This is a genomic window from Enterococcus sp. DIV0421, assembly GCF_051713745.1.
GTDB lineage: Bacteria > Bacillota > Bacilli > Lactobacillales > Enterococcaceae > Enterococcus_D > Enterococcus_D casseliflavus.
The window spans coordinates 1,756,494-1,783,222 of record NZ_JBIOQM010000001.1 but is presented as its reverse complement, the minus strand read 5'-3'; the positions used below and the strand labels follow the sequence as shown (position 1 = coordinate 1,783,222).

23 protein-coding genes are annotated in these 26,729 nt (G+C 42.1%); 2 read left to right on the top strand and 21 right to left on the bottom strand.

Annotation, left to right across the window (positions count from 1 at the left end; translation table 11 throughout):
* Positions 1-9: 9 nt before the first annotated feature.
* The 9 genes from IGI96_RS08635 to IGI96_RS08595 form a co-directional block, all read right to left on the bottom strand.
* Entirely contained in the window at positions 10-1,485 is a 1,476-nt protein-coding gene (locus IGI96_RS08635; protein ID WP_438785027.1) for a cell division protein FtsK, read from the bottom strand.
* Between the two features lie 3 nt (positions 1,486-1,488).
* Positions 1,489-1,887, bottom strand: a complete 399-nt coding sequence (locus IGI96_RS08630) for a hypothetical protein (protein ID WP_438785026.1) — start codon at positions 1,885-1,887, stop codon at positions 1,489-1,491.
* A 68-nt stretch (positions 1,888-1,955) separates the two neighbouring features.
* Positions 1,956-2,408 (bottom strand): hypothetical protein, encoded by a 453-nt coding sequence (locus IGI96_RS08625; protein WP_438785025.1) that lies wholly within the window; start codon positions 2,406-2,408, stop codon positions 1,956-1,958.
* A 1-nt stretch (position 2,409) separates the two neighbouring features.
* Positions 2,410-2,775 (bottom strand): hypothetical protein, encoded by a 366-nt coding sequence (locus IGI96_RS08620; protein WP_438785023.1) that lies wholly within the window; start codon positions 2,773-2,775, stop codon positions 2,410-2,412.
* Positions 2,776-3,208: 433 nt separating this feature from the next.
* Entirely contained in the window at positions 3,209-8,452 is a 5,244-nt protein-coding gene (locus IGI96_RS08615) for a VaFE repeat-containing surface-anchored protein (protein WP_438785022.1), read from the bottom strand.
* 189 nt (positions 8,453-8,641) lie between these two features.
* Positions 8,642-9,565: a LysM peptidoglycan-binding domain-containing protein gene (locus IGI96_RS08610; protein ID WP_438785021.1), complete on the bottom strand. Its 924-nt coding sequence runs from the start codon at positions 9,563-9,565 to the stop codon at positions 8,642-8,644.
* Entirely contained in the window at positions 9,562-9,921 is a 360-nt protein-coding gene (locus IGI96_RS08605) for a hypothetical protein (protein ID WP_438785020.1), read from the bottom strand. The genes IGI96_RS08610 and IGI96_RS08605 overlap by 4 nt, the downstream gene beginning before the upstream one ends.
* Before the next feature lie 341 nt (positions 9,922-10,262).
* Positions 10,263-10,541, bottom strand: a complete 279-nt coding sequence (locus tag IGI96_RS08600) for a conjugal transfer protein TraF (protein ID WP_438785019.1) — start codon at positions 10,539-10,541, stop codon at positions 10,263-10,265.
* Between the two features lie 209 nt (positions 10,542-10,750).
* Positions 10,751-11,086 carry a hypothetical protein gene (locus tag IGI96_RS08595; RefSeq protein WP_438785018.1) on the bottom strand — a complete coding sequence of 112 codons (336 nt, stop codon included), beginning with the start codon at positions 11,084-11,086 and terminating at the stop codon, positions 10,751-10,753.
* Between the two features lie 133 nt (positions 11,087-11,219).
* On the opposite strand from IGI96_RS08595, the gene IGI96_RS08590 reads away from it, so the two are divergent.
* Positions 11,220-11,420: a hypothetical protein gene (locus tag IGI96_RS08590; RefSeq protein WP_438785016.1), complete on the top strand. Its 201-nt coding sequence runs from the start codon at positions 11,220-11,222 to the stop codon at positions 11,418-11,420.
* A gap of 120 nt (positions 11,421-11,540) precedes the next feature.
* Here IGI96_RS08590 and IGI96_RS08585 read toward each other — a convergent pair whose 3' ends face one another.
* The 5 genes from IGI96_RS08585 to IGI96_RS08565 all read right to left on the bottom strand — a co-directional run bounded on the left by IGI96_RS08585 (position 11,541) and on the right by IGI96_RS08565 (position 16,330).
* The gene (locus IGI96_RS08585) at positions 11,541-11,813 is read right to left on the bottom strand and encodes a hypothetical protein (RefSeq protein ID WP_438785015.1); all 273 of its coding nucleotides are present in this window, start codon (positions 11,811-11,813) and stop codon (positions 11,541-11,543) included.
* A 1,231-nt stretch (positions 11,814-13,044) separates the two neighbouring features.
* Positions 13,045-13,416: a hypothetical protein gene (locus IGI96_RS08580; protein WP_438785014.1), complete on the bottom strand. Its 372-nt coding sequence runs from the start codon at positions 13,414-13,416 to the stop codon at positions 13,045-13,047.
* Positions 13,417-13,645: 229 nt separating this feature from the next.
* The gene (locus tag IGI96_RS08575; RefSeq protein WP_005226799.1) at positions 13,646-14,455 is read right to left on the bottom strand and encodes a PTS system mannose/fructose/sorbose family transporter subunit IID; all 810 of its coding nucleotides are present in this window, start codon (positions 14,453-14,455) and stop codon (positions 13,646-13,648) included.
* On the bottom strand, positions 14,439-15,227 hold the full coding sequence (locus IGI96_RS08570; protein WP_438785013.1) for a PTS mannose/fructose/sorbose/N-acetylgalactosamine transporter subunit IIC: 789 nt from the start codon (positions 15,225-15,227) through the stop codon (positions 14,439-14,441). Before IGI96_RS08570 ends, IGI96_RS08575 begins: the two co-directional genes overlap by 17 nt.
* 140 nt (positions 15,228-15,367) lie before the next feature.
* Positions 15,368-16,330, bottom strand: coding sequence for a PTS mannose/fructose/sorbose transporter subunit IIAB (locus IGI96_RS08565; protein WP_176324014.1), 963 nt, complete (start codon positions 16,328-16,330; stop codon positions 15,368-15,370).
* 190 nt (positions 16,331-16,520) lie between these two features.
* Between IGI96_RS08565 and IGI96_RS08560 the strand changes: the two genes are divergently transcribed.
* Positions 16,521-17,228, top strand: coding sequence for a GntR family transcriptional regulator (locus IGI96_RS08560; RefSeq protein WP_086338937.1), 708 nt, complete (start codon positions 16,521-16,523; stop codon positions 17,226-17,228).
* Between the two features lie 24 nt (positions 17,229-17,252).
* Here IGI96_RS08560 and IGI96_RS08555 read toward each other — a convergent pair whose 3' ends face one another.
* From IGI96_RS08555 to IGI96_RS08525, 7 genes are all read right to left on the bottom strand, one after another.
* Positions 17,253-19,028, bottom strand: coding sequence for a glycoside hydrolase family 35 protein (locus tag IGI96_RS08555; RefSeq protein WP_086338936.1), 1,776 nt, complete (start codon positions 19,026-19,028; stop codon positions 17,253-17,255).
* Positions 19,029-19,041: 13 nt separating this feature from the next.
* Positions 19,042-20,205 (bottom strand): glycoside hydrolase family 88 protein, encoded by a 1,164-nt coding sequence (locus IGI96_RS08550; protein ID WP_086338935.1) that lies wholly within the window; start codon positions 20,203-20,205, stop codon positions 19,042-19,044.
* 149 nt (positions 20,206-20,354) lie between these two features.
* Positions 20,355-21,182, bottom strand: a complete 828-nt coding sequence (locus IGI96_RS08545; RefSeq protein WP_086338934.1) for a DUF7402 domain-containing protein — start codon at positions 21,180-21,182, stop codon at positions 20,355-20,357.
* A complete protein-coding gene (locus IGI96_RS08540) occupies positions 21,157-22,923 on the bottom strand; it encodes a DUF2264 domain-containing protein (RefSeq protein ID WP_086338933.1) in 1,767 nt (588 codons plus the stop codon). The genes IGI96_RS08545 and IGI96_RS08540 overlap by 26 nt, the downstream gene beginning before the upstream one ends.
* Positions 22,924-23,337: 414 nt before the next feature.
* Positions 23,338-24,333 carry a tagatose-bisphosphate aldolase gene (lacD, locus tag IGI96_RS08535; RefSeq protein WP_254907876.1) on the bottom strand — a complete coding sequence of 332 codons (996 nt, stop codon included), beginning with the start codon at positions 24,331-24,333 and terminating at the stop codon, positions 23,338-23,340.
* Positions 24,334-24,512: 179 nt separating this feature from the next.
* Entirely contained in the window at positions 24,513-25,688 is a 1,176-nt protein-coding gene (locus IGI96_RS08530) for an SIS domain-containing protein (RefSeq protein ID WP_438785011.1), read from the bottom strand.
* Positions 25,689-25,867: 179 nt separating this feature from the next.
* Positions 25,868-26,602: a GntR family transcriptional regulator gene (locus IGI96_RS08525; protein ID WP_005226773.1), complete on the bottom strand. Its 735-nt coding sequence runs from the start codon at positions 26,600-26,602 to the stop codon at positions 25,868-25,870.
* Positions 26,603-26,729 lie beyond the last annotated feature (127 nt).

Genomic DNA, 26,729 nt, shown 5'->3' with positions numbered 1-26,729 from the left:
ACCTCCTTTTTACAAAATGTTCTCATCAGCAAAATTTCTTCCTTTCGGATCTTTTGCTAATTGTGATTGACGATCAATTTGTTCTTCTAAAAATTGATCCAATTCTTCAGAACTGGCAAACGCCTCTTCTTTTGGTACAGAAAAATCCTGTACAATCATTCGTTCCACTTTCTTAAACTCTTGAATAAATTGATACCCTTCATGAACAAATGGCGCAAAAAATTCGATAGGCACATTAAATCCTGGAAACGCATAGCCTCGACCTGGCATGTCTGTATTGTAAAAAGGCTTATTTTTGAAATCTTCCCCAAACGTCATTAAATAGCCAATCGGAGAAAGTTTTCCAACAGAAATACGAAAAATCAAATTATCCCTTACACCACTTGGAAAATATTCTGCATCCGGTCGCTGCATGGCTAATATCACATACATTCCTGCCTGACGTCCTTTTTGTACCAACGGTAGAATCAATTTATCGACTTCATTCCTCGTCTGCATATCCAAGGAACCATAAAAAGCTGACCACTCATCAAAAAAGAGAAAATGAGGCGGTAGGTTGTAATAGGCATAATTTTTCCCCGGTTCATACACTGGCTCTTTCGATTTTCGCATATACGCATACCGCTGTTGCATTTCTTTTCCCGCATCACGCAAACAAGCAATCATCTCTTCATTCGTTTTGTAAAAAACATGCCCTTTGAATACATCAACATCACCTAATGCTGCTAAATCAGCCGCTTTCCCGTCACAAATATCCACTGTCCCTACACCTAAACAAGCTTTAATCAACGAATACAATAAATAGGTTTTCCCACCACCAATTGCACCAGAAATCAACATGTTCGGAGATTGATCATACACCCAATCCAACGTCTTCATTAAATGAATCCGCCCATTTTCAGCCACACATTGATCAATAGAAATTCGTCCAGCATCAGGAAGAAACACATAATTAATCCGTGCTTTTTCTCGTTCTTCACGGATAAGATCACGCAAAAATACTTGAGAGAGTAAACCACCTATTTTTAGAAACCGTTCATGAAAACGACCACCATCCAATGGAAAAGAAACCACTAACTCTTGTTTCTTTCGATAAAAATAAACTTTTGGCAACCTCATTTTTTCTTTGGTCTTTCCTTCTACTGTTCGTTTTTTTGTATAAACAAATCGGTTATCAATCAACATTCGTGCCAATAATTGACGCCATTCCACAAATAAAAAATAACCTTCTTTTAGCTTTGACCAACGCATACACCCTAAAATACAGCCACTCACTAGCACCAAATAAAGAACAATGCTTATTCCTGGAATCAGGTACACTTGCCAATCAGAACGACCGCTTACTTGTGGATAAAACACTTTCCAACTAAACCAAACTAAAAGGATCAAAAACGGAAAAAGAAATAAGCCATAATAACACAACCACAAATGCCGATTGAAATAACGAATTCGCCGCCCTCGATACTTGAAAAATTGATTGTTCAATTCCTATCCCCCTCTCATTCTTTCTTGTTCTTTTTGTACTAAAAATTCTTGACAATACGTAGATAATGTCAAACGATCGATTTTGATAAAAAACCATAAATGGTTTAAATCTAATTTCTTTCTTATCGGATGCGCACAAGCATTACACATTCGCAACGTACGATTCCAGATAAACCCTTGGTGATACTGTCGCCACTCATTAGGTAATGAAAAACGGATCAAATCACGTAAAAACATGCATTGCCCAATCACCGCACAAACGTATTCATGCGTTTGTATGAAAATTGTTGGATTATCACCAAAATGCTCAATCAATCGTTGTATCTCTTGGCAACAGTCCAGCACCTGACAAAGAACTTGATCAATTGCTTTATCGTCCATCTCTTTCTTTTTGTTTAACACACCACTCCTTTCCTCCTTCCTCTATGTAAAAAAGAGTAGGAAATTTTCCCTACTCTTTTAAAAACGCATTATTTTTTCTCTTTTTCCTTACCATCATTACTTGGTTGTTTTTGATCGAATCCTTTTTCTTGTGATTGTTTCGAATTCGGACCAGTTGTTGAAGCAGCTGCTTTCTCTAACCCTTGTGCATAGATCACTAAATCTGCATACTCTCGATTGCCATTTTGTGCCGGAATATACATTAAATGATAGTGCGGTTCAACCAATCGAACAGGATCACGACGTTTAAAACCAGTTAAATCAGCCTCAGGTGGAAATTTAACACGACGAGCAATTTTTGGATCCCCTGGATTTCCAAAAACAAGATTTACTCTTTGTGATTTGATCTCTCCTGTGTAATCTCCTACTTCATTATCAAATACTCGATCTGGTTCTTCTAATGCGCCAAAGCGAACTGCACCTATACATGTTTCGTCAAGTGCATCTGTAATATCATAATTATTTGTAAACTTTAACCCCATCTTACAAAACCTCCTCTATTTTTACACCAGTTAGAAAAAGTCCGATATTTTGATAGCCACCTCTACGAATTTGTTCTTGACCATCACCAGTTATTTCTCGACTATTTACTCGTTCTTTTAGAGAAACAAAATACCCCGTATCGTAAGAAATCCGTACCTCTAATTCAGGTAACCGCAATTTCTTCTCTTCTTCTGCCGTCAAATACACATAAAAAGCTGGTTGCTCTTCCCTTGAACATTCCGCCTGTAACTGAACATAACGACCAGATACCCCGTTAATCACTTTTGGTGCATCCGGTTCGCGTGTTCCTAATAAAGTAATATCACCAAAGTATTCTTTGTTTATTCTCAAAAGTTGTACTACCATGTTTTTTCCTCCTCTTAATATATACAATAAATTCTAAACGACTTTATATTGCACAACGGAAAATAATACCTATCAGAAACCGAATCATAATCAGAAGACATATTTACTACTAACAAACCGTCTCTTTCATTCACAGAAATATTCGTGCACTCTTTATACGTACATTCTTCCCCATTCGAAAAACAAATCTTTATATCTTGCCTTTCCATATTCTTTTTTTCCTCCATTCCTTTCACTTCTGCTTATATTATTATCGCTGTTTCAATAGTTGTAACATATAAATACTTACGACTACTTGTTTGTGGCAGAATTTAACTACACACTAATGCAGCCGAAAGTGCAGAGTTTTGCTGCAACTGTTTTTTCCTTCATTCCTTTCATTTCTGTAAAAACCAAACAAGCGGCTAGATATCTAACCGCTTGTTCGACCATTTTAGTCTTTGACTTTGTATAAGTCATAACCAATCAATCCTGCCGCAAGGACAAAGATCATGCCAATAATCATCCATACATTGCTATCTTCAGACCCTGTTTTTGGCAACATTGGTACAGCAGAAGCTACTTTGACTGGTTGCGGTGGTTTTGGTGCTTCCACAATTTGAACCGTTTGATCTTCATTTGTTAGATCCACATTGTGTTTCGCCACTTCTTCAAATGTTTCTTCCTCATCTTCTGTTTTGGCTTGAAGCCATTCCGCAAAACTCAAGCCTTTTCCGGCAAGGTTTCGACCGTCTACCAAGAATTCAAACAAGAATTCCATGGTTTCTTTGTCTGCCGTAAAGATTTTTTCGGCATGTGTGCCTTCAAACGGTGTACCGTCTGGTGTCAAGTAACCTTGTACAATCAATTGATAAATTTGACCAATTGCTAGACCGTCTACTTTGACCCATTCAAGCACTGGTTGATTTGGCAAGTCTAAAATCTCTTTTCCACCATTTTTATTCGTAGCTTTGGTCGTAATGGTTGGATGAACGATTTTGATGGTTTGGTCTTTATCGGTAATATCTGCGTGAGAAGCTAATAATACACCTTCTCGTAAGAGATCTTCAAAGACCACCACTTCTTTGCCTCGTAACGCACGAGCATCTAGGATAAAGTCTAGATTTACTGTACCGTCGGTACTTTCTGCCACAAAGGTTAACGTACTGGTGACCTCTTTGCCGTCTACTAGCACTGGTTTTTCTGTTGCTTTATCCATTAGAATACCGTTTACTGTATACTTGCGACCAATGATCAAATCATGGTAGCTCACAGCGTCTGTAATGGTCACTTTCGTTAATGGATTAACCACTTTCAAGCCAGTTGTTTTGTGTGTAGCCGTTGTACGTACACCTGGATTCGTTACCCGTACCGTTTGGCCTTCATCCGTAATATCCGCATGAGAGGCTAATAATACACCGTCTCTAAAGAGATCTTCAAAGACGACCACTTCTTTTCCACGTAACGCACGAGCATCAAAGATAAAGTCTAAGTTGACTGTACCGTCGGTACTTTCTGCTACAAACGTCAACGTACTTGTGACTTCTTCGTCGCCTACTAGCACTGGTTGTTCTGTTGCTTTGTCCATCAAAATCCCATTGACTGTATACGTCTTTCCTACAATCAGATCATGATAGGCAACTGCATCCGTAATCGTGACAACTGCCAATGGATCAATCACTTGTAATCCTGTTTCTTTGTCTGTTGCTTTGGTGCCGATTGCTGGATTTGTGATACGTACGGTTTGCCCTTGGTCATCGATGTCTTTGTGGTTTGCCAGCTCTTCGTCATTTCTGAAAAGACTTTCAAACACAACGATTTCACGACCATTTAAGTCCGTTAAATCAAAGGTAAATGGCACGATCACCGTTTCATTTTCTGCTTTGGCAATAAAGTCCACACTGATTTCTACTGGATTTCCATGAACTAGTAAGGCTTCACCGGTTGCTTTGTCCATTAAGATTCCTTTGACCAAGTAAGCTTTTCCTGGAAGGATCTCTTTAACTTCAACGGTATCGTTTAAGGTGAACAGCCCTGTTGGGTCTGCGACCGTCAAGCCATCTTCAAATACAGCTGTGGTATGAACCGTTGGATTGTTTACCCGAACACTTTGATTTTCATCGGTAATATCTTCGTGTGCTGCAACTTCAATACCGTCACGGAAAAGTTTTTCAAAGACAACGATCATTTGACCTTTTAAGACGCTGGCATTAACTGTAAATTCCAGGTCTTTTGTGCCACTTGCTTTGTCTGCAATAAAGGTCAACATTTTTCTGATTTCTTTACCATCTTGTAGGATCGGCGCATTTGTGGCGTTGTTCATCAATACACCTGAAATGGTGTATTCTTTGCCGACAAACAAGTTCGTATAAGAAACACTGTCTTTAATAACGATCGTTTCTAACGGATCCACCACTTTTTCTCCGTCTTCTTTATTCGACGCTTGTGTTTCAAGTGTTGGTGGAATCAAATAGTTGCGTACAGAAACGAATAAGGTTTCGCCATCATCTGGCGCATTTTGTTTGAATGTGACGGTAAATGCTTGTTTGTCTGTATTTGCTTGAAAGCTCTCTAATGGCGCATTTTCGGTAAAATAGTAAGTTCCAACTGTTAAGCCTTTGACCAGGAGTTCACCGTTAGTATCGGTGGTGTATTCTCCTAAAGCTTTTCCTTCTCCGTTATACAGAGTAAAGGTAACACCTGCAAGTGGCGTTTGTTTGTTATTCCATTCTTCATACTTGAACAATTTCACATTCTTACGTGCTTGACGGTTCGCAAAATTGATCACTTTGATTGGTTCTGTATCATCCGTAATCGAGAACACCAATGGTGTTTTGTTCAACACATAATTTCTCGGTGCGTTGATTTCTTCGATACGGTAGCGATTGTTTCCATAGGTAAACGTACCGTTCGTAACAAGGTAGCCTTTGTCATTTGTCCGGAAAATATCCGTTACTTCGGTATCGTTTGGAATCGCAAAAGTAACATACTCATTCGCTAAGGTGTCAAAGATCTTGAACTCCGTATTAGCAAGTGGAATCACTTTGCCTGTTTCTTGATCGACTTTAACAATTTTGACTTGTTGCTCAATGATTTGGTCTTCTAACACATAACGGAAGGTTTGACCTTGTTCAGAAATCGTTACTTCGAACGGTTCAAACAATTTGTATCCTTCCTTACCTATTGTTTCAGAAACAATATAGGTATCAAAGACAACGGCGTTTTTACCGAAGGTAAAGTAACCGTCTTGGTCAGTCAAGACTGCTTTAACGATTTTACCGGTTGTTTTCGAGGTCAATGAAATTTCAATGCCTGCAAGTTTTGGCTTATTGTCAGGATCTTTCGTGTCCACAAAGTCTTTATTGCCAACTTTAACTCCTTCAATCGTTCCTTTGATCACTTGATCTTTTGCCGTTGTTTCCACAGTGACTGTTTCTACTCCTTGACCGGCGTAAACAAGATCGAAAATAAGTTTGTTTGTGTTCAAGTTGTAGCCAGCTGGCGCTTTTTCCTCGATCCAGAAATAAGAACTTAGGTTTAAGTCGCCGACTTCTGCTTGAACTTTGCCATTGATATTTTTTAATGTAACAGATTTGATTTTTGTGCCATCTGCTTGGTACAATCCATAAACTGCGCCTTCTAAGGTCGCAGCACCTTGTGCGTTGTTTCCAGTTTCTTCATCTTGTTTGAAAATGCGCGCAATCCCTTTTTGTTCTTGGTTTTGAATTTTTTGATCTACATTTGTAACTTCAACATCTTGGCCTGCATAAACAATGTCTACTGTCCATGTAGCAGTGTTTAGCACATATCCATTTGAGGCAGCTGTTTCTTTAATTGTATACGTGCCTAAAGGTAATGCCTTTGTTTGGGCTTTTCCTGCATCATTCGTCGTAATTGTGTCTACAAGATCACCTGTAATCGTTGGTCCAGCGTACACTTCAAAAACATTTCCAGCCAATGTATATTGATCATTTGGCATAGTTTTATTGAATTCTACCCCTGATTTATCGATCGTAATGGTCCCTTTTTGCGCTTTGTTTTCAAGGGTCACTTTGATTGTTTTATTGGCTTCAATCGTAAAATCTTTGCTTGTTTTGTTCAAAATATAGCCGGTTGGGGCTTTGATCTCAACGACTGTTCCTTTGGTGCCATGCGTGATATTCTTGATCGTCGCAATCCCTTGATCATTCGTTTTCACGGTTTGATCTTTACCAGCAATTGTGACTTTGATTTCTGCATTTGCCAAAGGTTCTTTTGTATCTGCATCAATCTTTAATATTTCAAGGTTTCCTTGTTTTAGTATATTCAAGTTTAAAACAGAACGTCCTGGGTCAAATGGATTTAGTACACCAATTGTTTGTGAACCCGATTTCTTATATACCATTGGAGCACTAACAATTTCTAATTGATCTAATTTTATTTGAGCTTTTTCCGGTGCATTTTCCGTTACAGTAATAATGAGCTGATTTCCTTGAATAGAAGCATTCAGCCCTGTAGGAACGTCAATGCTTTTTACTCGAGATAAAAATCCATTTGTATCATTCACTTTTATCGTTTCGCCAACTTTGACTGTTTTTGTTTGATTATCAAATGAAGCTGTTGTATGGAATTGATTAACTAATTTCTGAATCGCTGCTTTACGAGCTTCATAGTTCAATCCATTTGTAAGAACAACTTTTCTACCTAATACTTCTCCAATCATTAATTGTGTTGTAAAATATTGTTCCTTCGATTTATCCGGATTATTAACATATCCAAAATAAGAAATCAAAGTGATTTGTCTTCTCTTATTAACATCTTTCAAATACGTATCCAAAGCTTCTGTAGAATGTACTTGTCCATTTCCAGTAAATGAGACCCCCGGTTCTATACAAAATGCGACCTCTCCATTTACAGTAAACATCGGAATTCCATCGAATGTAAAACCTTTACGCCCTGGATCATCAACAACTGCCCAGTTGTAGCCTTGTCCCACTAAATTTTCACGAACAATATTATCATTCGCGGCACGTGTAGAAACTGCGGCACGACGAACACGAGCAGAACGAGGTTGCGTTACCACGAACATTTCTTCTACTTCTTTCTCCGACAACGTCGTTTCTTTCATGTCAGTAGCCACTACAGGTGTTTCTGGCTTTTCTTCCGTGTCCTTAATGTCTACCGGTTGTTCCGCTGGTTTTTCTGTATCAGTAGCGGGTGTATCCGTTGTTTTTTCTACAGAAGATTCTGGTGAGGCAAGTACCTCAGGTGTTGGGTTACCTTCTGCCGGTTTTGTCTCTGGTATATCTGTTGTTTCTGCTGGTTCAGAAGAAGGTGTACTACTTGATGTACTTTCTTCTGAAAGTTCCGGTAAACTGTCTGTTTTTGGTGCTTCTGGTTCTACCGGTTGTGTGACCGCTGGACTATCTCCTGGGTTTTGTGCTTCCCCAATCGTTTGATCAAGAGCTGCTTTTGAGTTGGTTGTCGGTGCATCGGTCTCTGGCATAGGCTCAGCTGATGTTTCTACAGCTGGGATGGCTTCTTCTACCGGTTGAACTTCAACTGCTTCAACGGGTACTGCGACAGCTGTTTCTACCGCTGGTTGACTGGGTGTCGTTTCTTCTGCTTGTACTTGAAACATACTTGCCAAGAAACAAAACTGAGAAAATGCTAGAAACACAGCTGCTTTTAACCATTTCTTTCTCGTTCTTTGTGACACAAAAATCAGTTCCTTTCTTACAATTTTTCTATAATAAAACGCCGTTACCGAAAATCGATAACGACGTGAATGATTGGTTTTATTTTGATTGATCTGGGGATCGAACCCGTGGAAATACACTCATTATTTTTTCCTCCAAACAAAAAAGAGAGCAGCAAATTGCTGGTCTCTTTTTTTAATTTATTCAAATTAATATTTTTCAATAAAATTAACTGTCCACGATCCTGTTGGATTGTAATCTTTATCCAGTAATTGAATTCCTTCAAAAGCATGGTCGTACCATTTACTACTTGTATCATTAATTTCAGCATATCCGTATTCAGAAGCCGCTTCTTCTGAATCAAACACTTTCCCACTATTTCCCATATTAATAGGGGTAGTGTCTGGTGTGACTGGCGTTGTCGCCCCGCCTTGTTCCCCACCTGTACTTGGTTGTGTCGGTGTCGTCGGTTGAACTGGTGTACTTGGTTTTTCTGCTGGTTGACTTGGTTGAGCAGGTGTTTCTACTGTTCCTGAAGGAGCTGTTGTCCCAGAAGTAGAGTTAGTTGTCTCCTCAACCAAACCGCTTGTCCCAGTTTGACTATCGTTTGTCCCACTAACAGTAGTATTTGTCTCTTGACTGCTTTTATCCGTTTTTTCGCTAGTCACTGCTGTTCCTTGCTCATTTTGTCCAGGCGTAGCCGTTTTGGTTTTATCTGTTGTTGATTTGGCAGGTTCTTGCTTACCTACTGGTTTACTAGCATCATTCTTATCCTCCGGCTGAATTACTGTTTGAGCAATTGTCTCACCTTGTTTGTTTTGAACTGTCGCTACATTGCCTTCGAATACCAATGTGTTGCCTGCATAGATCAGATCCACATTCATAATCTTGTTCAGATCTGCGAGTTTTTGTACCGTCAAATTGGTTGCCTGACTGATTCCCCACATGGTATCTCCCCAAACAATCGTGTATTGATTGTTTTTGGCTTTCGCAACGTCTGCTTTGATTTGTTCTACGGTTCGTGGTGTCCAAACCCGATTGACTTCTGACGCCTGTACATCATTTCCACTCGTGAAAAATACCACGCCTGCCGCTGCTCCAACAATCAAACTCGTTAACAATGTTTTTTTCATGCTCTTTTCTCTCCTTTAATATTTGTCTTTATTTTGTAATAATTCAATTGATTTGTAAATAGATTGTAAGAATGATATGTCTTGTTTCTTTTTCCTTTCATTCGAACGCTATACATAAAAGAATAAAGTTCATACTCTCCAAACGGGACAAAGCCATCTTTTATTTCTATCGTTGTTTCATCTATCAGTGATTGTTCCGCAACTAATTGACAATCATTCATCTGTTGTTCTATTTGATTGAATTGTTCATAAATCTGTTGGTGTTGAGCTACCCAATTTCCACAAAATAAAACAAACAGACTCAGTAAAACAACGAAACCAACTCGCCTAAATGAATACCACCTCCAAGTTTTCATGATTTAGTCACCCTTTACCTTACTGTTCATAGTTAAAGACTATCCCTTGTTTTTGACTCAATATTCGAATCACCTCCGCAAGTGTTGTCTGTCCGGAAAATTCTGTTTCTACTAAAAAAATTGATCCATTCCGCTAATAACAAATAACTCACTGCTTGACTCACTGGCTATTTCTTAACTCTTCCCTCATCCTTTCTTTTCGCGACACCTTCGGTGGATCGGTTTAAAAGAATTCCTCCTCCTTCTTTTCTCTTTCGTTTTCTACTTTCCTACTCTTTCAAAACTTCAATACAGAAAAAACAATCCGACGTTCTCTTCATTTTTTCGCATTTCTCCTTTTTTCATCCAATCAATTCACTAAATCGGTAAAGCAAATAAATCTCTACATCGTTCTCAAGCAACCACTCTACGCCTATTTCCCAATAAGCACCTTTTTCTACTGCACGGAATACATGTTCCTCAAAATTTTCAGGTATGACGATCAAGCCATCTTCTTTGGAATCAACCACGATTGCTTTGAAAACCCCTTTGTCAATTCCACAGTTTTCCTCATAAGAAACTACACGGACAATATCACCATGTTTTACGTCTTTGACTTTTTCCAATTGTTTTAAACCCATCAAAATTCCTCCTTTGATTTATTCCCTTGATAGGCTAAAGGATACGGGCGTTTCTTGGAATATTATTCATTGTTTCTCAAAATCGGTCTTTGTTGGAGTTTATCTGTTTTCACGTATCGTTACTGGTCAATGTTCATAGAAAGAAGAATCAAACACCCGTATCCATCAACCTACCAAAGTTTTACTCATAAGAAACTAAGCAAACAATATCACCATACCTCACCGGGTCCAAATTTTCCAAGCGCTATAGGTTCACGATACCTCCCTTTACCACTTTCTCTTTTCGCTCGTTCACTTGCTGAAAGATAAAACGTTGGAATAAAAGGCTCTTCTTCAAAATAAAAAGGCACCATCGTATAATGAATTTTCATTCCTGACCCGTACAAATATAAATACCCATCTTTCACACAATGAACTAAATAACAATAACCAGAACCTTTCGAATCACCAGTACGTAATAAAATATCCCCCCTTTTGTATGGACATTCCTGCAATGCTTGTTCACTTCCTTTTCTATATAATAAAAAAGTTGCCCGTATGGACAACTTGAATTTTTTCGAAATTTCTTTCCTTCTGTGCTCACATTTAACTGATTACTTCGTTCATTTTGTCCCTTCTAGTTCATCAGCTTGCTCAAACCATTCAAGTAAAGCTTGAATGAGCTAGGAGGTGAACAAAATGATTGAAGTAATCCGAAACATCATGATACGAATAATCATGGTGCTCGAATTTGCTTGGAAGCATAAAATAGGAACAGCTATCTTCCTGTTCTTGTTTTTCAGTGACTCCATTATCTCTTTCTTCTTTAGAGTCCTTCCTGAAGCAATATTCGAACTATTGTTAGAAATAATCGAAATTTTATTGCCAGTCATTTTCTAACAGAAGGCAAGCCTAGTTAAGTTTCTCTAATTAGGCTTGTTTTGATACAATGATTGATTGTATCAACCAAAAAGAAAACGTCTGTTTTCCTCTTGATTCGTACAATCAGTTTTTCTTTCACTAAGATTGAACAACGCCGTCTTCAATCGGCCATTCAAACCACTCCGCAAAATCTTGCTTAAATCCATCTATTCGATATTTGTTTTGCAAGAAAGCAGCTTCTGAAGTAGCAGGATCTAAATAGGTGGGTTTGTCTTCTGGACGAGCATACACGCCTATCCACGTCTTATAGTCCCCTTCAAAATAGCTGTCTACTAAATACCCTTGTTTTCTGAGGATCTCTCGAACTTGCGCCTCAAGCTCTTTTCGTACATCCGGTTCCACTTCTTCCATCGTTTTTCACTTCCTTTTTGTTTACTAAAAAAAGCTTCCATTGATCGAAAGCTACATTCTTCTTTTCATTCTTTTTTCAAAAAATCCTCATATTTCCTTCTTATTTTTATCCTAATCTAATAGTAAAAAATATTAAAGAAAGAAGTTGGTCGTCGTCATCACCCTCAGTTTACTCCTACAGTAAACTGAAAGGAGGGTTTGAAATGAAGCCCAAAAACTTATTAAAATCCGGGTTCATTGTTTTTCTAGCTTGTACACTCATTCGTTACACACTAGAATTTCTATTGGAACATCCTATAGCATTCATTCTTGTTATTTTTATAGAAATAAATACTTTTAAACAAAAGAATCAGTGAAAACTGGTTCTTTTTTATTTTTTTCAATGCCTAAACAACAACCAACTCTTTCTTTAGATCCTTTTACCAAGGTTTAGTAAGACATCATTATGATTGGCATTTACTAGAAGAGCAACCATTGTATGTAAAAGGATAAATAGAATACTTTTTATTCTATTCGGTCAATGATCCATTACTTATTGATCACTCAACGAATAAAATAAAAAAGCCTTTGTTTTCTTTTACAAAGTCTTGTTTTCTTTACTCTTGTTTGTGAAAGGGAAATGAACTCTCTATTAGCCGATTGGGGACATTACACTCCTTAAAAAAGGTCACACTGGTTGCGTATCATTCGGCTACACTTCCCATCCCTTGAAAAAGGATACACGGGTTGCGTATCGTTCGATTACGCCTCCACTCCTTAAAAAAGGATATACGGATTGCGTAACGCCCGACTACTCCCTCAAGAAGCTCTCGTCTTCTTGTAGAAGTAACCAATTCCCTTGCTTGTTTCATTTCCCCAAACAAGAAAACCAACCGATCCACCTACCCAACCGTTACTACGCCCCTCATGACTGACGTGTTGACCGGGTGACCGTCACTTGTGACGACCGCAAAGCATTCCCCACGAGATTCCCGAAACTCCATGACCTGGATTTTCGACGCCGCAGCGGACGATATATGTACTAAACATATACCAGGTGTCGCTGTGCCCTTTTGATTAAGGAGCACTATAGGCCTTTCTCCACCTATAGCTTCATCGAGCTAACTCCTGCTAGGATTTTAGTTAGTATTGTTTTTATTATGATTGTACCTAGCGATTTATTATTTATTATTTAGTAAATGAGGTAAGTATCTTTTACCCTGAATATCATCCCGTCGCCTCAAAAAGAGCGCTAATTTAAATTGGCTTGACGTTTACGTTGTAATCGTCGTTCTTTTCGAAACCGTCGTTCATATTCATTCAGTTCCCAAAAAGGAAGTTCCAGGAGTCGAGCAATGACTTTTCTTGGCTTTCTCGATCGGATAAGCTGTTTGTATTCCTCGTACTTCGTACGATGGATTACTTCTTCTAACTGAACCCAACAAATCGTCACTCGTAAATAAGAAACCTTTTCCTGCTTCAACACTCGTTTCGCCTTCAATCGAGCAATATCCATCGCTTTCTCTTTGGACTTATCGAATGTCGTCACTTGAAATACATACATCTTATTTATGCCGTTTCGTTGAACAGCTACCGTTTCGATCAGCCATTGAAATAATTTCATTGGCTACCTCCACATAAAAAATACTCTATGGTGCTCTGGTCTTTTAATAACCTCTGCACTATAGAGTATAAATCGCCAATGGGAAAAGAGTGAAGAAATTCATTTCCGCACTCTTTTCCATTTATTTCAGCTATTCTTAAAAGAAAACAGGTTGAATACCCTAACTGCTTATGCGATTTGCAAAACAATAACAGCAGCTGCCCATTTCCTTTTACACCATGATTCTTTCTTAACCCAAAATACCAAACGCACTCAAAACGATCGACAAGATCAAGATGATCCAAATCACTCGAGTGGAATTTAGTTTCTTTTGGCCTAACATCCAGTAGGTCAGCAAGACGAGCAAGATAGGTACAAGGGATGGCAAGATGGCATCTAACGTGTCTTGGATCACTAATTCGACACCGTCTTTTTTATAGACAAAAGGAACAGTTGCTTTGACCACCGAGGGAATCAAGGCACCAATCACTGTGACCCCTAAAACGGTTGCGGCATTGGTGAAGGCAGATAATTTGTCTTTCAAGGTCGTCACTAATTTGACCCCTTGTTTGTAACCTAGGGGTAGCAACGCTGCCCGACCAAAAAGTAACGCGATATTGGCGATGATCCAGATGACACAACCAACGACGGAACCATTTTGCGCCAATGTGCCAGCAACAGAGCCAAAGATCGTACCCCAAATCACGTGGAACAAGGAGTCACCGACACCGGCTAAGGAACCCATCAAGGCCGTTTTCAAGGCGATGATCGTTTCTTTGGCTTTGTGTCCGTCTTGTTCTTCAATCGCGACATCGATCCCCATGATCAAGTTCCCAAAGATCGCATTGGTATTGAAAAATTGATTGTGGGTCCGCAGCATATCTTGCAGCTGGGTTTCATCATGGCCATAGAATTTTTTCAAGACGGGCAGGATGCCGTAAAGGTAACCTGAACTCATCATTCGCTCATAGTTCCAGTTTAATTGGCTTGCCAAAATATAGCGCCAGCTAATGGTATTCAACTCTTTTTTTGTCAGTTTTTGATCACTCATCGCCATCATATCCTCCTTCAAAATCTCCAGCAGCTGCCGTTGCAACGGTGCCTTTTTCGCTATCTCGTTTAAAGACTAACATTGCTGCTACAAGTCCGATGATGGAAACGCCGAGCATTGGGACTTGCAGATACGCAGCTAAAAAGAAGCCTAATAACAAATAAGGAATGTAGTGCTTTGTTGGCAAGTAGCGCAACAAGATCGCTACCCCGACGACTGGCAAGACGCCACCAGCGGTTTTTAGTCCAGTCATCAGCCATTCTGGCGTGTTATCGGTAATCGTCGTAACGACTGCATCTCCAGCTAAAAGCATCAATAAAATCGGAATCGCCCGTGACAATCCCCATAAGAAAGAACCCGATAAAACTAACCGTGGGATTCGTTTGACTTGCATGTTGTCGATGGCTCTATCGATCCGGTGTAGTAGAAATACGTTACAAAAACGAGCCACGACGTCCAGTTGCAGCATCAGTAAGGACACTGGAACTGCTAAGCCGATGCCGTATTCCGCGCCGTTTCCTGAGATCACGGCAAACGCCGTTCCCAGTACTGCGCCGGTAAAATAATCTGGGACGGATGCACCACCAAATGCGGCGATCCCTAAACTCATCAACTGCAAGGTACCGCCGACCATCAAACCGGTCTTCAAGTCCCCCATGATCATTCCAGAAATCATTCCGGCGATCGCTGGTTGGGTCAACGTATTGGAAATAAGTGAATCATTAATAGCAATAAAAGCATAAACAGTAATAAGAATGATTTGATACGCTGCTAAATGCATGAATTTTCCTCCTAATTGTATGAACGAGTCTTAACTGGCTGGTTATCGATCGTTGTGTCGCCTCAGATAAATCGTGAAAAACACTCGTTTTTTGACAAATCCTTAGCTACATATTCTCCTCGATCGAAGCGCTGCCTGATTTATCCTCGTAATTTCTTCATAAAGTCGATCGATGGTTCATTGGGTACAAGCTGTGCCGTGACGGTGATGCCTTTTGCGGCGATCGCTTCAAAGATCGGCTCTTCTTCTGGCAGCACTTGAATGCTTTTGGTCACTTCCCGTGCGCCTTCTTTGTAGCTCATGTTGCCGACGTTGATCGCTTTGATCGGTCCATCTGCTTCAATATAACGCAAAACATCTTGGGGATTTTTGAAAAGTAAAAACAACCGTTGCTTGCCGTAACGACCAGCGCGAATATTCTTGGCTGCAGTTGCCACTGGAAGGACGGAAAGTCGCATCGAAGTTGGCGCTGCCATTCGTAAAGAAGATTTTTGTAATGGGTCTGCGGCGGCTTCATCATTGGCCACGATGATCCGTTGCGTGTTTAAACTGGTGGACCAGATACCGGCGACTTGTCCGTGGATCAAGCGCTCATCGATCCGACTATTGACGATATTTTCTTGCCCAGCATACGCACTGTAATCCCCTAATTCCTCTTGCTTTTCTTCTAACATTTCTTGTTCTGCCTGGTTCATTCCTGCTTTGACATCAACGATGTTTTCTTTGGCTAAGCAAAGCAGCTCGTTGATCGTCGCTCGTTGATTGACGACTGCCTCGATCACTACAGACAATGTCATTCCAGCGAAAATCGCCACTTCGTCATCCTCTAAATAATTCTTGACTGCAACGTTGCACGGGGTCCCTCCTAATAGATCCGCAATAATCAATGTTGAACCGTTAAGGGCTTTCATTTTCTCGTTCAATTCTTTTTCAAACTGCAGATTGTCACTATCTGGTCGTAATGAAACGGTGTGAACGTTTGCTTGCTGGCCTACGATCATCTCCAGACTGCTTTTGACCCCTTCCGCCATGCCGCCATGACTGATCAATACAATGTTTTCCACTAATTTCCCTCCTACTCCGTAGGTCGCCCTACTTAACATGTTATGTTCCTTGTAAGCATACTATACCACATGGCAAGCCATCCGTAAACCTAACATCTTAACATATTGAATTTTATTTTTTAGGCCTGTACAGACTGGAAAACAACATATTTTCTACAATAATTAAGTGGCAGGAAAGGATTTAACATGTTATGCTTGATGTATTCATATGGAATGGAGGGAAACCACTGTGTTGCCAAAGTATGAGCAGATCAAGCAAGATCTTTTACAAGAAATCAAAGACCATAAATTCATTCCCGGCGATAAGTTTTATTCAGAGGCGGATATCAAGCGGATGTATTCTGTTAGTTCGATCACGGCAGTCAAAGCGTTGAATGAATTGACGAGTGCTGGCTATCTGTATCGCATCCAAGGCAAAGGGACCTTTGTTTCAAAAGCAAAAGTATCTCAGAGTGTGAAGTTTTCCGACATCGAGCTGCATTCACTGGACCAAGAAAAGGTCAAGGTTCTTGCGGTGGAAGAAGGAAATGACCCCGAGATTTTGAAAGAATTAGGCTTGGCTGCCAGTGCTTCCTACTACCGAATCAAACGGGTCCGCTATTTTGGCGATGTTCCTTTCTTGGTTCACATCACTCATCTGCCGAAGAAGCTGATGAAAGAACCGATAGCCAAAAACCTCACCCGATATGCCAGTGTTTATGAGCGGGTCCGAAAAGACTTTGCGATCGACCTTTTCTCATTGGCTTCTGTTGAAACCAACGAAATCGTCTTTCCTGATGACACTGAATTGTTGAACTTATTGCAACTGAGCTTCCGAGAGCCTGCGGTCAAACAAGTCAAGCACTCCTATTTGGCAGATGGAAGTGTCGCTGAATACATCGTCAGCTACAAGCATTGGAAATATTTCAAAACAAAAATAGAAGTAGAGCCCGCGTAAATTTGGGTCTCTACTTCTATTTTTTTATTCCACGACAGGTTGATCACAGAAAACGAGTTCCTTGATCTCCACGCCATCGGTTTCAAATACCACGACTTCGTTGCTGCCTTTTTTCAAAAATTCTTTCGGACAGTATAAGGAATGCACGGGGCCACGTTGCCAATAGCGACCAATATTGGTGCCGTTGACGATAACGACGCCTTTGCCATACCCACGGCAATCGATGAACGTATCTCCTACCTCTGTCAGCGTGAAGGTCGTTTGATAAAAGGAGGGGTGTGTCGGATTTTTTCCTGCTTGATAATCGATGGCTTGTAGCTGCTCTGCGGAAAGCGTCAATGGGTAATGACGATAGCCTTGATGGAAATGAATATCTTGCATGATGCCCCCACGGATGCCTTTGGCTTGTGTAGGCCCATTCAATTTAAAGCCGTAGTTCACGCGCCCTAAGTTTTCTACTAAGACATCTAGCTCGATGGTTTCTTTATCTGGTGTCCCTTGGATCAACAGCTCCTCACCTAGCGTTTCTTGGTATTGGATCGCCTGTAATTGGCCGTCGGTAAAAATATGCAACCGATCGCTAGCTTCTACCACTTTTAATTTGTTTTCTCGATGATAGTTTTTTAACTGAACCGAATAGAGCAAATAGCCGTAGCCTGTACTGGCAGCTTCCATTGTTAGTGGATACATGTTTTCTTGCGGTGCCATCAGCTGATCTTTGATGGCCAATAACGAAACACTGTTTTCGATGGGAAAGGTTCCTAATGCCGCTAATTGCTTGGTCCGTGGGTTGGCTTGCCACACTTCGGGACAGGCTTCTTTTATGGCTTTTTGTACCTGATAGTATTTGTCGGTAGGTTCTCCTGCTTCTGTCAGTAAAGCATCGTAATCATAGCTGGACACTTGTGGTAGATCCAGCGCTCCCCGAGCGGAACAGCCGTTGTAAAAGCCAAAGTTCGTGCCTCCATGGAACATGTAGAGATTCAAGGAGCCGACTGCTAACATCTCTTTGACTTCATTGGCTAAGTCTTGACCGTCTCGCTTGATGATCGGCTCGCCCCAGCGGTTGAACCAGCCATCCCAATATTCCATGCACATGATGGGCCAGTTTTTGCCATGTTTTGCCATAAACTCTTTCATCACAGCCGCATTTTCCTTGGAACGGCTGCCGAAATTGCCTGTGACAAAGACGTCGTCTTCAATCAATGTCCCAGCGTCCAAGACTTCTTCCCATGCCCCATCTGAAGTAAACAAGGGTACATCGATGCCGCATTCTTCCATCAACTCTTTGGTCTGGCGCAAATACGTTTTTTCCATTCCATAAGAGCCGTACTCATTCTCCACCTGCATCATGATCACTGGACCCCCATGGGTGATCTGCAACGGCACAAGCTTTGGGAGCAAGACCTGGAAATAGTTACGCACCTTTGCCATGAAGCGTGGGTCGGTTGAGCGCAACCGCATCGGTTCGTTTAACAGCCAAGCTGGCAACCCGCCAAATTCCCATTCAGCACAAATGTAGACGGAAGGCCGCAAAATGACCATCAAGCCTAGCGCTTGGGCTTGCTTTACAAAAGCACAGATGTCTTTCATTCCTTCAAAGTCGTAGACTCCTTCACGAGGTTCGTGGAGATTCCAAGGAATGTAGGTCTCAACTGTGTTGGCTCCCAGTGCTTTTAGATTGTAGAGGCTATCTGTCCATTGCGCCGGTGTCATGCGGAAATAATGGATCGCTCCGCTGATCAATTTGATTGGTTTTCCATCTAACAAAAAATCTTCTTTTATCTCAAACGTTCGCATGTCGTCTTCCCCTTTACCAGTATCTTCGCCAATTAGGCAATGCCAATCGGATCAATCCTTCTAAATAGAAATAGTCTCCCCAAAGATTGGGTTCATCGATGCCTTTGCCTTCCGCATGAGCATACACACCATGCAGCAATAAGCCTTCATTTTCTGGCACTTGGCTCGCTGCATATTGCTCGCCTAATTGGTAAAGCATCCCCTTAGCGATTTTTTTAGCATCAGGATACGCACCCATTTTCTCTGCTTCCAACAAGCCACAAGCTGCGATCGCTAAAGCTGAGCTGTCTTTTTCAGCAGGATGTTGGTCGTTAAAATCAAAGTCCCAATACGGCACGAGATCTGCGGGTAAATGAGCCAAAAACACCTCCACGATCTGCGGATAATTTTCTGGAAAAGGCTGGCTATGCAAGTAGCTTTCATTCAAAGGAAGCCCTAAAATCGCCCAGCTTTGCCCTCGTGCCCAAATCGATTGGTCGCTGTTTCCTTGATGCGTCGCCCCGTGACTTGGCTGCCCCGTTTCAGGATCGAAATAATACGTATGAAAGGTGGTGGCGTCATTTTTGATGACAGTCTTTCGCACTGTCTGATAATGCTTACTCGCGGCCTCTGCGTAACGAGTCTCTCCCGACAATTGGGTTGCTGCAAATAAAAGCGGCAAGTTCAGTAGCGAATCAATAATCAAGCGGTATTCTTGTGGGTCGCCATAAGTGCCCCAAGCTTGAATAAATTCCCCCTTTTCTTGAAAACGTGCCAACAAAACATCTGCTGCTTGAATGACTTCTTGCTTGCAGTGTTCATCGCCAGTGATCTTGTAGCCCGCACCGGCAGATAAGCTATATAAAAATCCAATATCATGATGATCTAATACAAAATGGTCGTCTAAGCGCGTTTGAAAACTGTCGATATTCTCCATTGCTCGAGTCAAAAAGTTCTTCTCTTTGGTCCACTCATAGGCGAGCCACAACATCCCCGTCCAAAAGCCATTGGTCCAATCATCGTTGCCTTTCAGCCGATATTTGCCATTGGTGGCACAGGCTGAAGGAAACTGTGTGCCAAAGCGCTGACTATTTTTTTCGATCTGTTGGATGCACGCGGTGATTTTATCCGCTAACCACACATCGGTCACGTTTTCTCCTAACAGGATCAAGCGTTGTTTGTTCTCTTGCAGACGCATGTTTATCCTCTCCTTAACTTGTTAACATATTAACTGAAATCATTATAACGTAAACGCACTAAAAAAGCGACCTTCCTTCGTTGATTCCTATAAAAAGAGCATGACAGCTGCCCACAAATGCAGACCTGTCATGCTCTTGTCCTCTTTTTTTAACAGTTCCAACCAAATACTTCGATTTGTGTAAGAGCTGGAAACGGGGAATCATCCTCTGCTTTTTGCAGCTCTTTATAGGTCAGCTTAGTCGTTTCTTTTTTCGGAAAACGAACTTCTTGAAAAGACGCCGTATTTGTCGTTTCCACCACCAGCTCTTCTCCATCAGCAAAGACCAAGGTCCCTTTGGTCCAATAGCTATCATGGGGATAATCTGCCCGTAATAGAAAACGAACCCGATCGATCAAGACAGGACGACCAAAATCAATGGTCAATGCAGCGTCGGCTTGCTGATTGATGCCCCAAGAAGCAAACGGATACGAACCGTGGGATCGGTTGCCATATTTTCCATCGATCGCATTCTTGGCAAAAAAGACGGAATCATCTCGCGTCTCCACATTCGCTGAAGCATGAGGATACGCCCCTGTCGCTGACTTTTGATCATGGGCATTGAAAGATAAATTTTGATAATTCGTGATCTCAAACGCATGGGCTTTACGCACCATCAGGTGATGGCGCTGCGAGGCAAAGGCCGTTTCCACCGAGGACTTTCGATGAGATTCCGTCCAAGGGATCTGATATTCCCAAGTGGATTGGGAAAGATAGATCAGTGATGGTGCTAAGGTTTCATCAAGCTGAAGGACATAATACGGATTTTTCCCCGTCACCTCAACGACGATCTTATCCCCTTCCTCATAGGGATAGTTTTTAATGGCTAATACGGCCAAATTATCACCAGAAACTTGAAACGGCGCGGGTTCTTTTTCATGGTCGATGCGACCGACGATCACCTGGTCCTGCTTATTTTTTATTGCTAGCGTAATCATTTGGATCGCTCCTTTCTTTTTCTACGATACCACCGACTAAACAAATCAAACGGTGCTTCCCTGGTGGAATATGTTGTGCTAAGTATGGAAAACTAGTTCTTGGAAAAAAGACGGAGGTATTAGCTTCTGGCTGAACAATACTGGCTTGTTGATAGCCTTCGATGTTGATGATTTGAGAACAAAAGCCTTCTTCACTGACTCGACTCCATGTCGGTCCTGTTTGGGCCTGAGGCAACCGTCCGATTAGCGGTACACTAAACCCGCCCTCACGGAGGTCCAACGAAATCGTCGTCGTCAACTCGTGCACGCGCACATGCCACTGACCAAAGGGATAAATCTCAGTTTCAATCACTACCTCCTCAAAGGGTGCCCATTGGTAAAAGACCCCTTTTTCCGTCACCCGATAATCCCTGACTGCGCCCTTCGTGCGAAAATAGCTGCCATCTCGAGCAATAGCTAATGTGCTATCGAAGGCGCCTTCGGCATACGTGACGCCAGCTTTCGGCACACTGAAACCAAGTTTGCTCGAATAGACGAATTTGCTGTATTTTGCTTGAGCATGGGCTTGCTGTTCAAGCATCAAGCCTGCAGGATACCCCAACAGATGATGGCTTTTTTCATTGTGCACCAGCAACATATTGCCTTTTTCAATCCGTTTTTGCGGCTCTCTTTTGATTGGCTCAGGTTCAGCCCGCCAAAAAGGATGCGTTTCTGCGACCGCTAAAAGCAAAAAGGTCTTCAGCCCCCAATAAGGCGAGCCTGGTGCATTATACCCTTCTGCCATTACATGATTTTCATAGTGGTAGCCGATGGACAAGCGACCATCGAAAGTGAAAATTTCTTGTGCCATCCAATTGCGCAAGTGCTTCGCCAGTAGTCCTCGCACCTGTCCCCATGGGATCGCTTCGACGTCTGCGAAAACCAGTGCCGAGAAAAACGCCCCTTGCGCAAACCGATAAGTCAGGCTGCGGCCATAGGGCAAGGCTTCGCCATCTTCATCAAAATAATAGACGAAGTCTTGCGCAAATAGCGTGGCTCGCTCTTTAAAACGCTGCGCCCATTCTGGATCTTCGTCTTGCATAAATGTAGCGTAAATCAAGCCGTAATAATGAAACGCAAAAGGAATGTAGTAATCTCGCTGCGTCGTTTTCCCGTCTACGTACCAACCATCGCCAACGTACATGGAATCGATCAATGCCAACTCTTGGGACAATTCTTCTTTTGCCAACGGTTCCCCACAGTGAAACAAGGCAACGCGTATCAACACTTTGAAGAATGTCCAGTTGTTCTTAGGAATCTTGCACTCAAGTGCTTGGGAAAGCCAAGCCACTAGCTTTCGCTGGTTCTTCTGCGGCAACGCTGTCCAAAAAGCGTCCTTTTGCAACAATAGGGTCAATGACAATGCGGCTGCTTCCACGATGTATTGATCATAATCCGTGATCCTTCCCCAGTAAAACGCGTGTTCAGGATCTGTCCCTGCTATCACTTTTTCTACGTAAGCTGCTCGTAACGGATCATCTGGGCAAACCCTCCAATAAGGCGCCAGCCCCCACAAAGGACGCACAAGCGCTTCCATCTCAGCCCGTGTTCGGTCATACACGGCCCCACTGCTACCTAGATTCAATCCTGGATAGTCATCTGCCAAGATCGCTTCTCGCAAAGGAGCGATCATGTCTTCCAATGCCCGCTGATAATCCAGACGCGTCAAAAATGGATTCTCTTTGATTGCCATTTGCTTCATACGCCATCTCCTTCTGTCAATTTACAGAACAGAATAGCAAGCCACGGCTTTTTTATCAAGCGATCTTCTACTGGCAATACTGCTGAAAAATGAGAAAAGATTTCGAGGGATTTTTGACTTAACCTGTTAACAAATCTTTTAGGATTGATTTTCTTCCCTTCTTTTTCTTTTAACTAGCAAAGTTAACTTAGTCTATATGAAAAAATTATGATAAATCATCCATAGTGCTCTGACTTTTTTTCATAATTTTTTGCTCCTTTTTTGTCTAGATGAGGGCAGCGTCCGTTATACTATCAACCTTTTTTCACTAGAAAAAGACACCCTAGAGCCTTAAGTCAGAAGCCTGCCACTTCTTCTCAAAAGCCCTTAAGATGTCTGATTATTGGCCATTTCTCTTGTCAAACAGTGAAAAAACTATTCCTTGACTGCGACTTTGTCCCACCAAGAAGTGGCGGTCTTTTGGATCACTTCATTCAAGTCTTCGATGTGCTGTTTTCCAGTACTTGCTAGCCATTCTTTGGCTGCTTCTGTTCCTTGTTTTACAAAGGGTTCAACACCATCTTTCCACGTTGCCCGGCCGCACAAGACGCCATTGAAGGTGGAGCCAGCTTCTTTGGCAAAAACCAGCGTTTCTTGGAATAAGCTGGCTGATACGCCTGCACTGAGAAAAATAAACGGCAGATGCGTCGCGTCGCTTTGCGCTTTGAAATACGCGGCAGCTTCTTCCTTGGTATGCACGGCTTCTCCCTTGGCAAAACCTGCCACATAATTCATGTCGACTGGTACTTCCACCTTTAACACATCAACTTTGTATTGCGGTTTTGAAAATTCCTTCATCAATCCGATGACTTTTTCTGGTTTGCGTTGCGCATATGCTTTTGAGTCGACTTCAGGCAATTTAGCATCATAGGAAAGGACTTCTAAAAAGAAGGGCAGATCAGCCGCTTGGCATTCACTGCCGAGTCGTTCCACAAAGACATGTTTCAACTGATTGATATGGGCATCTTCATCTACATCATAGTAAAGCAAAAATTTGATGGCATCTGCGCCAGCTGCTTTTAATCGCTCAACCGACCATTCCCCTAATAAATCAGGCAAACGTCCCGGCGTAGTCGCATCATAGCCGGTTTTTTCATACGCCAGCAAAAGCCCCGCCTCTGGATCACGGCTTTGCGCAGCTGCCAACCCATATTCTGGATCTAATAAAATAGAAGACGCGTAAGGGGTCAATTCTTGTGAGACTAGCGTTTTAAACTGGCTGATTTTCTCTGCGTCAGCCTCAACGCCAAGTGCTGCCATCATTTTTTTCAAGGCTCCTCGTTGGTCGATCGCTAAAGCTGCGATCACTCCTTCTTTCGTTGACAGGCGATCCATCGCTGCTTTTTTGGCTTTCGTTACGGTTGCTTTCATTAAAATTCCTCCTTTTTTGTCCATGCCAAAGAATCAACCGCTTTCACTTTTTTCAGCGTTGGCGAAACGGTTGTCAGCACGTATAAAAATGTCTATTGATGAAGCCGTTCGACTGATTGACCACCGCACGTATCGACTTCGTACACGAAAAGATACGTGCTCGTGGTGGGCTTTCTCAGTCATCGTTCGTTGTTATACGGATGAATCGTCACGCCTTTGACCACCCGATTGACGGTACGCGTTGGCGAAGGTGTGTCGGGTGTATTCCCGACTTTGATCGATGCTAGCAGTGCGATCGTTTGTGCAAAGACAATGTCTGCTAAGGCAAGATAACCGTCTGGCAATGATGTGTCATCTGGAAAGAAAAAGTTTGTTCCTGAGAAATTCACAGCTGTCGGCTGTCCGATAGCAGTCACTGCGGCGGCGATGCCGTCGCTCTTTAATTCTTCCAACATATCAAGATCATACTGCCGCGTGTAGGACGTATTGCTGACAAAGACAAAGACGAGGGTTTGATCATCTACGAATGATTTCGGTCCATGACGGAAGCCCATCGAAGAATCGAACACGGTGGCGATTTTTCCCGCAGTCAGTTCCAATACTTTTAGCTGTGCTTCCCTGGTCAACCCCGACAACGTGCCTGACCCAAGGTAAACGATCCGCTTAAAGGAACGGTCCGTCAGTACTTGGAGTTCTGTTTCTCTGTCGATCACTTCTTGCCCCAATCGGCTAAGGGTTTCAACATAATGCCTCTTTTCTGTCAGAGGCGTCTGGTCAAAAATCAGCAGTGCGGAAAGAGCCATGCAAGAAAAACTTCCCGTCATTGCAAAGCCAGCATCATTTGACCTCTCAGGCATCAATAACAGATAGCTCGTTTCATCAGCGGCAGCTTGTTGTGCCAAAGATCCGTCGGCTGCACAAGTGATCGTCAAATGATAACTGTCGGCAACGAATTGATCGACGATTTTGACCGCTGCTAAACTTTCTGGTGAATTGCCGCTTCTAGCAAAAGAAACGAGCAGTGTTGGTTCATCCGCAAATAAAACTTGTTCTGGAGCTGCGACAATATCCGTCGTAGCAATACTTTCAAAAACATAATCCGCAGTTGCGCCGGTCTTATTCAAGTAAGGAACGATCGTATCTCCGACATATTGCGACGTCCCCGCTCCCGTGAAGACCACCCGGATTCGTTTGTCCGTCTTTTGCTTGATGGTACGTAAGAAAGTCGCGATCGCCTCTTGCTTTTCTTGATAGATCATCAAGGTTTCTTGCCAAAGTTCTGGCTGTTGTTTGATTTCTCTTGTTGTAATCTCCGCGCCTAATTCTGCTAATTCCTTTGTTGACAGTTGAAACATCTTTCTTCCTCCTAGCTACTGTTTTTCCAGTATGTATTCCCAGTGACGGTGCGAGGAGCGCTTGTCTTGGATGAATGCTTAGCGATCACCCAAAGGGCAAACTTCCCCGACCTCACTGGTTTTGAATACACGCCTTTTCTTTGCTCGAGTGGATCATTTCAGACTGTCTAGGAAATGCGCTACTCGTCGTTACGCAAGTGGCGGACTTTGTATCTAAATTGGTCTGCTCGAGCAACACTCAAGGTGTATTCGATCACTTCATTTTCAATATTGAACGTGCTGCGTACCAGGTTCAACACTGGCGCACCTTCGTGGATTTTCAGCAATGCCGCATCTTTCGCACTGGCAATGCTGGCAAAAAATTCTTCGTCCGCGAGGCGGATCACTTGATGAAAGTCTTCATGAAATATATCGTACAATGGTTTTTGCTCGATCATCTCACTCGTTAAATGCATGAAACGTTTGACCGGCAGATAAGAACGCTCGATCATCATCGGTTGGCCATCAGCAAGACGCAATCGTTTTAACTTGTAGATCGGCTCGCCGATGGAAACTTGCAACTGAGTGGCAAAATATTTTGTCGCTTCCATTTTTTTGAATGCCAATACTCTAGTTTCTGGTTGTTTTCCTAGTGCTTTCATCTGTTCGGTAAAACTATACGAACCTGATAAATTGGTTGCCTGCTTGCGGATATCCGAGACAAAGGTGCCTTTGCCATGTTGGCGATAAATATAGCCTAATTTTTCTAACTCCTGTAGAGCCAAGCGAACGGTGGTCCGACTTAATCCGTAGCGCTTTGACAGCTCTCTTTCTGAGGGAAGCATTGTGTCTGCTTCCATTTCATTTTCGATTTTTTCAATCAGTAAATTTAACAATTGATCGTATAATGGTTGTCGATTTTTATTGATATTCATAAGCCCCTCCAAACTGGTTACTACCACATAACGAGTGTACTATTTCCCGATAGGCGTGTCAAACAATCGTCTACAGGGGCTCTGTTTCCTGAATTTGTGTCTTTTCACGCAGGAAAATGAACCAATT